General features: G+C 72.1%; 10 protein-coding genes. 3 read left to right on the forward strand and 7 right to left on the reverse strand.

Annotated features, from left to right (window positions below; all coding sequences use genetic code 11):
* Positions 1–7: 7 nt before the first annotated feature.
* The 3 genes from BU197_RS08595 to BU197_RS08605 all read right to left on the reverse strand — a co-directional run bounded on the left by BU197_RS08595 (position 8) and on the right by BU197_RS08605 (position 4,924).
* Entirely contained in the window at positions 8–1,894 is a 1,887-nt protein-coding gene (locus BU197_RS08595) for an anthranilate synthase family protein (protein WP_188267630.1), read from the reverse strand.
* Positions 1,895–1,993: 99 nt separating this feature from the next.
* Positions 1,994–2,050: a trp operon leader peptide gene (locus BU197_RS31450; protein WP_223183714.1), complete on the reverse strand. Its 57-nt coding sequence runs from the start codon at positions 2,048–2,050 to the stop codon at positions 1,994–1,996.
* 90 nt (positions 2,051–2,140) lie between these two features.
* Positions 2,141–4,924 (reverse strand): N-acetylmuramoyl-L-alanine amidase, encoded by a 2,784-nt coding sequence (locus BU197_RS08605; RefSeq protein ID WP_188267632.1) that lies wholly within the window; start codon positions 4,922–4,924, stop codon positions 2,141–2,143.
* A gap of 171 nt (positions 4,925–5,095) precedes the next feature.
* Between BU197_RS08605 and BU197_RS08610 the strand changes: the two genes are divergently transcribed.
* Complete coding sequence (locus tag BU197_RS08610) at positions 5,096–6,448, forward strand: class II 3-deoxy-7-phosphoheptulonate synthase (protein ID WP_188267633.1); 1,353 nt, start codon at positions 5,096–5,098, stop codon at positions 6,446–6,448.
* Positions 6,449–6,581: 133 nt separating this feature from the next.
* Positions 6,582–6,821: a bacterioferritin-associated ferredoxin gene (locus BU197_RS08615; protein WP_188267634.1), complete on the forward strand. Its 240-nt coding sequence runs from the start codon at positions 6,582–6,584 to the stop codon at positions 6,819–6,821.
* Positions 6,822–6,839: 18 nt separating this feature from the next.
* Here BU197_RS08615 and bfr read toward each other — a convergent pair whose 3' ends face one another.
* Complete coding sequence (bfr, locus tag BU197_RS08620) at positions 6,840–7,316, reverse strand: bacterioferritin (protein WP_188267635.1); 477 nt, start codon at positions 7,314–7,316, stop codon at positions 6,840–6,842.
* A 177-nt stretch (positions 7,317–7,493) separates the two neighbouring features.
* Between bfr and BU197_RS08625 the strand changes: the two genes are divergently transcribed.
* Complete coding sequence (locus tag BU197_RS08625; RefSeq protein ID WP_188267636.1) at positions 7,494–8,126, forward strand: sulfite oxidase-like oxidoreductase; 633 nt, start codon at positions 7,494–7,496, stop codon at positions 8,124–8,126.
* Positions 8,127–8,203: 77 nt separating this feature from the next.
* Here the strand turns inward: BU197_RS08625 and BU197_RS08630 are convergent, their stop codons facing one another.
* The 3 genes from BU197_RS08630 to BU197_RS08640 form a co-directional block, all read right to left on the reverse strand.
* Complete coding sequence (locus BU197_RS08630; RefSeq protein ID WP_188267637.1) at positions 8,204–9,055, reverse strand: deoxyribonuclease IV; 852 nt, start codon at positions 9,053–9,055, stop codon at positions 8,204–8,206.
* Between the two features lie 5 nt (positions 9,056–9,060).
* Positions 9,061–10,965 (reverse strand): Stk1 family PASTA domain-containing Ser/Thr kinase, encoded by a 1,905-nt coding sequence (gene pknB / locus BU197_RS08635; RefSeq protein WP_188267638.1) that lies wholly within the window; start codon positions 10,963–10,965, stop codon positions 9,061–9,063.
* Positions 10,966–11,463: 498 nt separating this feature from the next.
* Complete coding sequence (locus tag BU197_RS08640; RefSeq protein ID WP_188267639.1) at positions 11,464–12,258, reverse strand: thiazole synthase; 795 nt, start codon at positions 12,256–12,258, stop codon at positions 11,464–11,466.

Raw genomic sequence — 12,258 nt, forward strand, 5'->3', positions numbered from 1 at the left:
CGGTCTCTCAGACCAGCACCCCCGCCAGGAGCGAGGCCGTCAGGGCCGCGCCCTCCGTGGACAGGACCGACTCGGGGTGGAACTGCACCCCCGCGAAGCCCGGCCCGCGCAGCGCGTGCACCTCGCCGGTTGCCGCGTCCCGGCTCACCTCGATCCGGTGCAGCGCCAGCTCGGTCGCCGTCCGGTCGTCGCAGCGGGCCGTGAAGCTGTTGTAGAAGCCGACGGTCCGCTCCTGCCCGAAGAGGTCGATCCGCAGCTGCGCGCCCTGGAACGGGACCCGCTTGCGGACGATCTCCAGGCCCAGCTCGGCGGCGATCAGCTCGTGCCCCAGGCAGACCCCGAGCAGCCCGTGCCGGTGGCCCCCGACCAGCTCGGCCGTCAGCCCGCGCAGCAGCCGCATCTTCGGGTCGGCGGAGTCCGAGGGGTTGCCGGGGCCGGGTCCCAGGATCACGGGGCCCTCGTGGGCGAGGGCCAGTTCGCGCAGCCCCGGCTCGTCGTAGCGGAGCACCGACACGTCGAGGCCCGAGGAGCGCAGGACGTGCGCCAGCATCGCGGTGAAGGTGTCCTCGGCGTCGATCACCAGGGCGTGCCCGGACAGCTCGGCCGACCGGTCCTGCATCCGCAGCCAGAACGGCGCCAGGTCCGCCCGGCGCGCGTCCAGGGCGGCCCGGACCCGGGGGTCGTCGGCGAGCAGGGCGGGCGGGAGCGCCGGGTCCGCCGCCGGACGCCCTTCGCGGACCCCGAGGGCGGCCAGCACCCCGGCGGCCTTGGCGTGGGTCTCGGCGACCTCGGCCGCCGGGTCGGAGTGCCGGACGAGGGTGGCGCCGACGGGGACCCGCAGCCGTCCGTCGGCAGCGATGTCCGCCGTACGGATCAGGATGGGGGAGTCCAGGGTCTGGGCGCCGCCCGCGTCGGTGCCGAGCAGGGCGAGGGCGCCCGCGTAGTAGCCGCGCGCGATGCCGTCGGGGCCGAGGGGTTCGTGCCGCTCGATGACCCGGCAGGCGTTCTGCACGGGCGAGCCGGTGACGGTGGCCGCGAACATGGTCTCCCGCAGCACCTCCCGCACGTCGAGGGAGGAGCGGCCCCGCAACTCGTACTCGGTGTGCGCGAGATGGGCCATCTCCTTCAGACGCGGGCCGATCACCACCCCGCCCATGTCGCCGACCGTGCACATCATCTTCAGTTCCTCGTCGACGACCATCGACAGCTCCTCGGTCTCCTTGCGGTCGGCGAGGAAGGCGAGCAGGTCGTCGGCGGTGGGGGCGGCTTCCGCCGGGTAGCGGTAGGTGCCGCTGATGGGGTTCATCACGACCGTGCCGCCCGACATGCGCACATGGACCTCGGGGCTGGCCCCGACCAGGGTCCGCTCCCCGGTGTGCACGACGAAGGTCCAGTACGCGCCCCGCTCGCCGGTCAGCAGCCGCCGGAACAGGGCGAGCGCGTCGGCGCGGCCGAAGCCCGGGATCTCGCCCCGGTAGGTGCGCCGGATGACGAAGTTGGCGCCCTCGCCCGAGCCGATCTCCTCGTCGATGACCCGGCGCACGGTCCCGGCGTACTCCTCGTCCGAGACGTCGAAGCCGCCTCCTTCGACGCGGACCTCGTGCGCCGGGAGCTGCTCCAGGGCGTCGGCGAGCGTCAGTTCGGCCGTCTCGTCGGCGACGAGGCAGGCGAGCGGGGTGCCGTCGTCGCGGACGTCGAAGCCGCGCTCCCTGATCTGCCGGAAGGGCACGAGGGCGAGCGTCGGCCGGTCGCCCACGGGCAGCTCGGCGAGGAGACCGGCCTCGTGGACCCGCCCGATCAGCACCTCGACGGTGTCGTGGTCGCGGCCGGGGGTGCGGCGGCGGAGCAGCGCGAAGGGCGGGCAGGAGTCGTCGAGGAGACGGGAGAGGTCCATGGTCCGTCGTTCCTTCCGTGGGAGTGCGGAGAGGAACGGCCCCGGGTACGAGAAAGGCCGCCCCTCGGGCGGCCTGTGCGTGTGTCGGTGTACGCGCGATCAGTGGGCCGCCGGATGAGCGGTCCACCACCAGTTCTGGTTCAGGGGCGCGAACATGGCAGCACTGTAACCCAGCCGGGGACGGAAGCGGGGCCCGTTCCGCACCGTGGACGGTGGGAACGGGCCCCGCAGTGGAGCGTGACCAGATCAGAAGATCAGGTTGTACGACTGCCAGTCCGTGCCGACCTGGACCCGGCCGGCGTACGGCGAGGCCGCGTTGCCGGTGCCCTTGTAGAGCCACAGGGCGCCGGAGGCGTCCCGGCCCACGAAGTCGACCTTGCCGTCGCCGGTCAGATCGCTCGGGCCGACGATGCTGTTGTAGACCTGCCAGCCGTTGCCCACCTGGACGCGGGCGGCGTACGGGCTCGCGGCGTTGCCGCTGCCCTTGTACAGCCACAGCGTGCCCGTGGCGTCCCGACCGATCAGGTCAGGCTTGCCGTCCGAGGTCAGGTCGCCGGTGCTGATGATGTTGTTGTAGACCTGCCAGCCGTTGCCGATCCGCACCCGGGCGGCGAAGGGCCTGGCCGGGTCGCCGGTGCCCGCGTACAGCCAGATGTAACCGGACTTCTCGCGGCCGATCAGATCCGCCTTGCCGTCCCCGGTCAGATCGCGGACGCCGATGATCAGATCGTAGATCTGCCAGCCGCCGCCGACCCGCAGCCGGCCCTTGAACGGGGCCGACGGGTTGCCGCTGCCCTGGTAGTACCAGAGCACGCCGGAGGCGTCCCGGGCCACGGCGTCACCGGTGCCGTCGGCGCGGAGAGCCGTCATGGGGGTGATCGTGTCGTAGACCTGCCAGCCGCCGCCGACCCGGTAGCGGCTCAGGAACGGAGTGGTGGCGCTGCCGGTGCCCTGGTGCTGCCAGAGGGCGCCGGAGGCGTCCCGGGCCAGCAGGTTGTAGCGGTTGTCCGAGGCGACCGGGCCGACGCCGGGCGCCTCCACGACGTCGCTCTGCTTCACCCAGGTGATCTTGTGGTGGAAGCGGATCGGGACGAAGAGGGTCTGCCCGACCACGTTCCTCTGGGCGGAGCCGAACCAGTCGTCGCCCTTCACCGCGGGACCGGCCTTCACGTACGACTGACCGGCGGGGAGGGAGAACTTCGTCAGGGAGGCGTTCTCGTCACCCGGGGCGGTCAGCCCGGCGGCGGTGTAGGCGGCGGTCTCGGGGAACGCGCGCCCGAAGACCTTGGCCGAGGTCGCGCCCGCCTTGACCGTGACGGTCGTGGCACCTCGCACCGGCACCGTGTACTGGTTGCCCGGGTTGAAGAACCAGGCCTTCTCGCCCGCGTACCAGATCGCCGTCCAGTCGGTGCGGGACTCGGCGACCACGTAGGAACCGCCCGCGCGGACCTTGTTCCCGTAGTTGGAGCCCTCGGACCAGGACGAGGTGAAGTACGGGTCCTTCAGCGGAGTGCCGCTCGTGGACGGCGTGGTGTAGAGGTAGCCGAAGTTGGCCGGGCGTGCGGTGGCCGTCGTGCCGCCCGTGGTCAGCTTCGGCTGGTTGTCCGGGGTGAACGGAGGCACCACCCGCACCACCTGACCGGCCTGGAGCGGGGCGCCCGCGCCCTTGTCGCCCTGCGGCGCGCCCAGGAGGGACATGTAGTAGTTCCAGTCCCAGTACGGGCCCGCGTCCCAGTGGAGGCTGGAGACCCGGCCGTCCGTCTGGAGCGCCACCTCGTCGTGGCCGATGATGTGCTCACGGTCGACCGGCACGTCGTACTTCTTCGCCAGGAACTTCACCAGCTCGGCGGAGGAACGATACTGCGGCTCGGTGAACCAGCTCCCCTCCTTCATGGCGAAGCCCTCGTGCTCCACGCCGATGGAGTGCATGTTGTGCGTCCAGTTGCCCGCGTGCCACGCCAGCTGCTTGTTCTCCAGCATCTGGGTGACCTGACCGTCCTGCGCCCGGATCAGGTAGTGCGCGCTGCCCGCGCCCTTCGGGTCGGTCAGCGTGTCGAGCGAGCCCTGGTAGCCGCCCTCGGTGTCGTGGATGACGATCTGCCGGATGTCGACGCCCTGGTCGGGGCGGTCGGCGGGCGTGTAGTTCTTCGCGCCGCCCGGGTCCGTGCGGACCGGCACGAAGTTGCAGTTCAGCGTGGCCGGGCACTCGGTGACCGGATCGGCGGTGACGGCCGCGGGGGTCGCCGCGAGCGGCACGTTCGAGGGCTTGACCGGCTCGACCGACGGGGCGGCGGGCAGCGCGACCTGTTCGCCGTCGAGGGTGAGCGCCCGCTCACCCTCCTTGATCGAGGCGAAGACGCGCCGGGCGAAGAGGTCGGCGCCCTTGCGCTCGGGGGACTGGCTGTAGCGGGCCACGGCCGGGTACCAGTCGCCCGGGTCCTCGGACAGCTCGGCGCCCGCCTGCTTCTGGTACTCCGCGAGCAGTGCGGCACCGGCGCGGATGGAGGCGGCGGTGTCGTTCTCCACGGTCTCCGTGGAGCTGCCGATCAGCTCGGCGCCCTTGTCCAGGGTGTGCAGCCGGGGGTCGTCGGTGTCGACGACGGCCTTCTCCAGGATCCGCCGGACCATCGCGCGGTCGAACTTCTTCTCGATCTCCGGACGGCCCGAGCCGTTGAAGTGGTCGATCTGCTCGTCCGTGACCTTCCGCGCCACGTCGCCGGGGTCGACCTTGGTCAGACCCATGACGTTGTACGCGCCGGTGGTGCTCGGCTCGCCGTCGTGCGACTCCCAGCGGGTCTGCTGGTACGAGACGGCCATCAGCACGCTCTGCGGGACGTCGAACTCCCGCGCCGCGTCGGCGAACTGGGTCTGGAGGGGAAGCCCGCTCCCGGCCGCCTTGGCGCCGTCCGCGGCGAGGAGGCCGGGCGAGGCGACCGCCAGGGTGCCGAGCGTGGCGGTGGCGACGACCGCGGCCGCGCCTCCGTAGAGAAGTCGTTTCTTCTTGCGGTCCCTGCGGTGCCTCTGGGTCACACCCACCCCTGTGGTTCGACTTTATTTAGTATTTGCTGTGTTCTTGCGAAACGGGGCCCGAGGGTAACACCGGGCCGAAATGCGGGGGATCACGGGGGGAGTCCCCGCCCGCGTGTCTCAGCCATTGGTCAATCGGACAGGACCGGACGAAGAACCCCGTACTGTGGTGGTGTGACCGTGAACGCTGATTCCCACGCCGTCGCCGAGGCGACCTGGCGAGACCTGCCCGCGGCGCAGCAGCCCGAGTACCCCGATGCCGAGGCTCTGCGCGATGTGATCGCGGACCTCGGGTCGTATCCTCCGCTCGTCTTCGCGGGCGAGTGCGACCAGCTGCGTGCCCGGATGGGAGCCGTCGCCCGTGGCGAGGCGTTCCTGCTCCAGGGCGGCGACTGCGCGGAGGCCTTCGACGCGGTGTCCGCCGAGCACATCAGGGCCAAGCTCAAGACGCTGCTCCAGATGAGCGCCGTCCTCACCTACGCGGCCTCCGTGCCCGTGGTGAAGGTCGGCCGCATCGCCGGCCAGTACTCGAAGCCCCGCTCCAAGGGGACCGAGACCCGTGACGGCGTGACCCTGCCGACGTACCGGGGCGACTCGGTCAACGGCTTCGCCTTCGACGAGGCGTCCCGGATCCCGGACCCCGAGCGGCTGAAGCGGATGTACCACGCCTCCGCCTCCACGCTGAACCTGGTCCGCGCCTTCACCACCGGCGGCTACGCCGACCTGCGCCAGGTGCACGCCTGGAACCAGGACTTCGTGAAGTCGTCCCCCTCGGGCCAGCGCTACGAGGCGCTCGCCCGCGAGATCGACAACGCGCTGAACTTCATGAAGGCCTGTGGCACCGACCCGGCCGAGTTCAAGGCCGTCGAGTTCTACGCCTCCCACGAGGCGCTGCTGCTCGACTACGAGGGCGCCCTGACCCGTACGGACTCGCGCACCGGCAAGCTCTACGACACCTCGGGCCACATGGTCTGGATCGGCGAGCGGACCCGGCAGCTCGACCACGCCCACGTCGAGTTCGCCTCGCGCATCGCGAACCCGATCGGCATCAAGCTGGGCCCGTCCACCTCGGTGGACGAGGCGCTGTCCTACGTCGACCGCCTCGACCCGGACCGCGAGCCGGGCCGGCTGACCTTCATCGTCCGCATGGGCGCCGACAAGGTCCGCGACAAGCTCCCCGAGCTGGTCGAGAAGGTCACCGCCTCCGGCGCGGTCGTCGCCTGGGTCACCGATCCGATGCACGGCAACACCTTCGAGGCGGCCTCCGGCCACAAGACGCGCCGTTTCGACGACGTGCTCGACGAGGTCAAGGGCTTCTTCGAGGTCCACAAGGCGCTCGGCACCCACCCCGGCGGCATCCACGTCGAACTCACCGGTGACGACGTCACCGAGTGCGTGGGCGGCGGTGACGAGATCTTCGTCGACGACCTGCACCAGCGCTACGAGACGGCCTGCGACCCGCGTCTCAACCGCAGCCAGTCCCTGGACCTGGCGTTCCTGGTCGCGGAGATGTACCGGGACCAGTAGGCGAAGGCCATACGGCGATGGGGCACGGATCGATGTGATCCGTGCCCCATCGCCGTATCCGGGGCTTTTGCGGCACCCGGGCGCCGGGTAAGGTTAGGTTAGCCTTATCGATCTCGGCGGGAGGTGAACCGCGATGTACGTCTGCTCTTGCTTCGGTGTCACGGAGGCGCAGGTCAAGGAGCACGCTGACGCGGGCGCCTGCACTCCCCGGCAGATCGCCTCCGCCTGCAAGGCGGGCACGGACTGCGGTTCCTGCGTCCGCCGCATCCAGGCCCTCCTCGGCCGCGGCACCTGCCCCCGCCGCGAACTCCTCGACCAGGGCGTCCCCGCCCTGGCCTCCGGCACCGTCGTCGGACTCGGGGAAGCCGCCTAGGCGCCCGATGGGCCCGTACTAGCTCGGCTGCTCGATCAGGGTCGAGATGTAGAGCGCCTCGCCCAGCGACTCGATCAGCTCCAGCTGGGTGTCCAGATAGTCGATGTGATGCTCCTCGTCGGCCAGGATCTCCTCGAAGATGTTGGCGGACGTCACGTCCCCCTTGGCCCGCATCACCTCGATCCCGCGCCGCAGCCGGTCGATCGCCTCCACCTCGACCTGGCGGTCCGCCTGGAACATCTCGGTGAGCGTCTGGCCGACCCGCACGTGGAAGAGCCGCTGGTAATTCGGCAGGCCGTCGAGCATCAGGATGCGCTCGGTCAGCTTGTCCGCGTGCTTCATCTCGTCGATGGACTCTTCGCGGGTGTACTTGGCGAGCTTCGTCCACCCCCTGTTGTCCTGGATGCGGTAATGCAGCCAGTACTGGTTGATGGCCGTGAGCTCGCCGGTCAGCTGCTCGTTGAGGAATTCGAGGACCTCGGGGTCGCCCTGCATCACGGGACTCCTTCCGTTTCGCGTATCCAAGCCGTCACAAATCGGAACGGCCGCATCCTCGCACCCGGGTGGGAAGGGCGTCCAGTAAGTGCACGCTTAGTGGGAGTTGCCCCGAATGGGACCCGGCGGCCGTAGCGTGGTCATGACCACCCCTCGCGGTCTGTCACCATGGAAGGCATGGGTCAGCCGGAGAGCGGAGTACACCGGGAAGCGGGGCAGCCGGAGCTTCCCCCGGGCCAGCGGATCCAGCGCGGCTGGCCGGTCACCCATTACGGCCCCGTCCCCAAGTTCAAGCCGGACCGCTGGGAATTCCGGGTCTTCGGGGCGACCGCCGACGGCGAGAAGCACTGCTGGAACCACGAGCAGTTCTCGGCCCTCCCTTTCTCCTCGGTCGTGGCCGATCTGCACTGCGTCACGAAATTCAGCATGCTCGGGGCCGAATGGGGCGGAGTCCAGGCCCGTACGGTGCTCGAACTCGCACCACCCGCGCCGCAGGTCACCCATGTGATGGTCTGGGCCGAGTACGGCTACAGCGCCAATATGCGCCTCGCCGACTTCGCCGCCGAGCGCACGATCTTCGCCACCCACAAGGACGGCGAACTGCTCACCGCCGAGCACGGCTTCCCGCTCCGCCTCGTGGTGCCCCATCTGTACGCCTGGAAAGGCCCGAAGTGGGTCCGGGGCGTGGAGTACATGGCCGCCGACCGCCGGGGCTTCTGGGAGGAGCGCGGCTACCACAACCTCGGCGACCCCTGGACGGAGCAGCGCTACTCGTACCAGGAGGAACCGGGCGACGGACCGGAGCTGTAGCGCACGGTCCACCGGGGCGCGGACGGGGCCGCGCGGCCCCGAGCAGGCCCGGTCCGCCCCGGGGCGCGGCCCCCGGGTCAGTCCCTGAGCTTCTTCAGTAGCTCCACGTCCGCGAGGTGCCCTGCCTTCCCGCCGGGCGTCTCGATGATCAGCGGCACGCCCTCGGTCGCCGGGTGCCGCAGCAGGTTCCGGAAGCCGTCCTCGCCGATGTGGCCCGCGCCGATGTTGGCGTGCCGGTCCTTCCGGGCGCCCACCACGTCCTGCGAGTCGTTGGCGTGGATCAGCCGCAGCCGCCCCTCGCCCACGGTCGCCACCAGCTGGTCGAGCGTCCGCGCCGCCCCGTGCGGTCCCGTGAGGTCGTGCCCGGCGGCGAAGACATGGCAGGTGTCCAGGCAGATGCCCAGCTTCGGATGCCGGTCGAGCGCGTCGAAGTACGGCCCGAAGTCCTCCGCGCGCGAACAGAGCGAGGCGCCCTGACCCGCCGTCGATTCGAGCAGCAGATACGGGTCGTCCTCGTGCGTCAGCTCGTCGAGCAGCGGCAGCAGCAGCTCCCGCACCTGGGCGAGCGCCACCGCGCGCGGCCGTCCGCCGGTCGCCGAGCCGGTGTGCACCACCACGCCCTTCGCCCCGATCTCCCGGCCCCGCCGCAGCGAGTGCCGCATCGACTCCACCGACTTCTCGGCGGTGGCCTCGGTGTGGGAGCCGAAGTTGATCAGATACGGGGCGTGGACCCAGGCGGAGAGGGATTCGGCCTCGCACTCGCTCCGGAACCGCTCGTCCTGGGCGGGGGTGCCCGTCGGCGTGGCCCAGCCGCGCGGGTTGGCGACGAAGACCTGCACGGCCTCGGCGCCCAGCTCGCGGGCGTAGCCGAGACCGACCGTGGCGAGGCCACCGGCCACCGGGACGTGACCGCCGACGGGGTTGCGCATGCTTCCTACAGTCCCTTGATCGTGAGGATGACGGTGGAGCCCTCGGGGGCGGTGGAGCCGCCCTCCACGGACTGGCCGGAGACGGTGTCGCCGAGGTACGGGAAGGACTTCTTCACCTCGACGCCGAAGCCCGCCGCCTTCAGGGCCGTCCGGGCCTCCTCGGTCGTCTTGCCGGTGACGTCCGGGACCACGACGAGCCGGGGGCCCTTGGAGACCGTCAGGGTGATCGTGTCGCCGTTCGCGGCCCTGCTGCCCTCGGCGAGGGACTGGGCGGCGACCGCGTCGGCCGGTTCGGGCGAGTTGATCCGCTCCGGGGCGACCCGGACCGTCAGCCCGGCCTTCTGGAGCCGGGCCGTGGCGGCGGGGACGCTCTCCCCGGTGACGTCCGGCACCGGGACCGGGGTGCCCTTGCTGACCACCAGGGCGATCGCCGAGTCCGGCGCCCGCTCGGTGCCGGGCTCCGGGTCGGAACCGATCACCGCGCCCTGCGGCACGGTGTCGCTGAAGGACTGGGTGACCACCCCGGTCGCCAGGCCCTCCCGCTCCAGGACCCGCCGGGCCTCGGCGAGCGGCTTGGCCTTGAGCTGGGGCACCTTCACGATCCGCGGGCCCCGGGACAGGGTGAGGGTGACCCTGCCGTTGCTCCGCACCCGCTCGCCGGGGGCGGGGTCGACGGCCATGACGGTGCCGCGCTCGTACACGTCGCTGAACGCGCGCTCGGTCGCCCCGACGTCGAGACCGGTGCCGACGAGCCGCCGGGTGGCCGCCTCCTCGGTCTGGCCGAGGACGGCCGGGACCCGGGTGAACTGGCCGGAGTTGATGTACCAGACGCCGGTGCCGAGCCCCAGGGCGAGCAGCACGCCGACGACCAGGAGCAGCGGGCCGCGCGGGGGCAGCCGCCGGGCGGCGCCGGGCGGAGCCTCGGGGACCGGCATCCGGTCCGTGAGCGCGACGGGCGGCTCCTCCGCGGGGGCCGGTACGGCGCGGGCGATCACACTGGTGCGGTCCTCGGCGGAGCTGCGCTCCCCGGACCGGGATCGCGGGGGCACGGCGTCCAGCTGCTCGTCGGTGAGCCCGGCACGGGCCTCCCGTACGAGGGCGAGCAGGGCGACGGCGTCGTCCGGGCGTGCCTCGGGGTCGCGCGCGGTGGCGGTGGCGACCAGCGCGTCCAGGGCCGGGGCGAGGCCGGGGACGGTCGCGGAGGGCGCGGGCGTGTCGGTGTGCAGCTGCTGGTAGAGGACCTGGCCGGGGGTGTCGCCGGAGTGCGGCTTGCCGCCGGTCAGCATCTCGTACAGGACGACACCGCAGGCGTACACGTCGGCGCGGGTGTCGGCGGTGCCGTGCTCGATCTGCTCCGGCGCCAGATAGGAGACGGTGCCGAGGACCGAGCCGGTGGTGGCGGTCGCCGAGCCCACCGCCCGGACCAGGCCGAAGTCGGCGACCTTGACCCGGCCGTCGTCCCCGATCAGGACGTTCTCCGGCTTCATGTCCCGGTGTACGAACCCGGCCCGGTGCGCGGCGCCGAGCGCGGCGAGCACGGGCTCCAGGATGTCGAGCGCGGCCCGGGGGGCCAGGGCGCCCCGCTCGCGCAGTACGTCCCGCAGGGTGCAGCCGGCCACGTACTCCATCGCCAGGAAGACGTACGCGCCCTCGGCGCCCTGGTCGAAGACGCCGACGACGTTCGGGTGCGAGAGCCGGGCGACGGACTTCGCCTCGCGGATGAACCGCTCGACGAAGGCGGCGTCGGTCGCGAGGGCCGGGTGCATCACCTTGAGCGCGAGGACGCGGTCGAGGCGGGTGTCGACGGCCCGGTAGACCGTGGCCATCCCGCCGACGGCGATGCGCGCGTCGACGCGGTAGCGGCCGTCGAGCAGCCGCCCGACGAGGGGGTCCTGAAGGGTCGTGTCCACGGCGTCGAGTCTACGAGCAGCGAAGGCACCACCCGGCAGCCGCCCGGCCGGGCGGCCCGGAGCGGTGACACGGGCACCGGGACGGGAGGGGGCCCCGGGGCGACGGGGGGCGGCCCGGCTGGAGGGCCTGGCTGATCGGAGCTTCCCGGCTGGAGGGCCTGGTTGCTCTGGGCTTCCAGGGGGCGAGGGCCTGGCTGTTCCGGGCTTCCCGGGGCCGAGGGCCCGACTACCCCGAGCTTCCCGGTGCCGAGGGCCCGGCTGACCGGAGCTTCCCAGGGCCCGAGGGCCCGGCCGCTTCGAGCCCTCGGTGCCGAAATTCCGGCCGCTACGCCCCCGGGCCGAGTTCCCGGCCGCCCCCAGCCTCCCGCGCCGAAGACCCGGCCGGTCCTGGGGCGCGGCCTCGGGAGTCCGGCCGCGCCGGAAGCTTTCAGGGCCGAGTCCCCGGTCGCTGTGTCCAGTCCGCCCGGGGCCGGCCCCGGGCCGCTGTCGCCCTCCCGTTCAGAACGCCGGGCGTTCCGGGTCCAGGGTGGCGCGGCCCGTCTCCGGGGAGGACGCCAGGGCGAAGTGGCGGCGCGGGATGCGGCCGGCCCGGTGGGCGAGGCGGCCCGCCTCGACCGCGTGCCGCATCGCCGAGGCCATCAGGACCGGCTCCTGGGCCCGGGTGACCGCAGACGCCAGCATCACCGCCGCGCACCCCAGCTCCATGGCGAGGGCCACGTCCGACGCGGTGCCCGCCCCCGCGTCGAGGATCACCGGGACCCCGGCCCGCTCCGTGATCAGCTCGAAGTTGTGCGGGTTGCGGATGCCGAGTCCGGAGCCGATGGGGGAGCCGAGCGGCATGATCGCCGCACAGCCCGCGTCCTCCAGCTTCCGGGCGAGGACCGGATCGTCGTTGGTGTACGGGAGCACGGTGAAACCGTCGTCGACCAGGGTCTCGGCCGCCGCGAGCAGCTCCTCGCCGTCCGGCAGCAGGGTCCGCTCGTCGGCGACGACCTCCAGCTTGATCCAGTCGGTGCCGAGCGCCTCCCGGGCGAGCCGCGCGGTCAGCACCGCCTCGCCCGCCGTGAAGCAGCCCGCCGTGTTGGGCAGCACCCGGATGCCGAGCCGCTCCAGGACGGAGAGGACCGAGCCGCGCACGGTCGGGTCGAGCCGCCGCATGGCGACGGTGGTCAGCTCGGTGCCGGAGGCGATCAGGGCCCGTTCCAGGACGTCCAGGCTGGGCGCGCCGCCGGTGCCCATGACGAGCCGCGAGGAGAACTCCGTACCGCCGAGGAGGAACACGTCGTCGGACAT

It is taken from the genome of Streptomyces sp. CBMA291 (assembly GCF_014596525.1).
Lineage (GTDB): Bacteria > Actinomycetota > Actinomycetes > Streptomycetales > Streptomycetaceae > Streptomyces.

Excerpts from the sequence above, each read along its gene's own strand:
- BU197_RS08595 (WP_188267630.1), bottom strand. The coding sequence starts at position 1,894 with ATGGACCTCTCCCGTCTCCTCGACGACTCCTGCCCGCCCTTCGCGCTG.
- BU197_RS08615 (WP_188267634.1), top strand. The coding sequence starts at position 6,582 with ATGTACGTCTGCTCTTGCTTCGGTGTCACGGAGGCGCAGGTCAAGGAG.
- bfr (WP_188267635.1), bottom strand. The coding sequence starts at position 7,316 with ATGCAGGGCGACCCCGAGGTCCTCGAATTCCTCAACGAGCAGCTGACC.
- BU197_RS08625 (WP_188267636.1), top strand. The coding sequence starts at position 7,494 with ATGGGTCAGCCGGAGAGCGGAGTACACCGGGAAGCGGGGCAGCCGGAG.
- BU197_RS08630 (WP_188267637.1), bottom strand. The coding sequence starts at position 9,055 with ATGCGCAACCCCGTCGGCGGTCACGTCCCGGTGGCCGGTGGCCTCGCC.
- BU197_RS08640 (WP_188267639.1), bottom strand. The coding sequence starts at position 12,258 with ATGTCCGACGACGTGTTCCTCCTCGGCGGTACGGAGTTCTCCTCGCGG.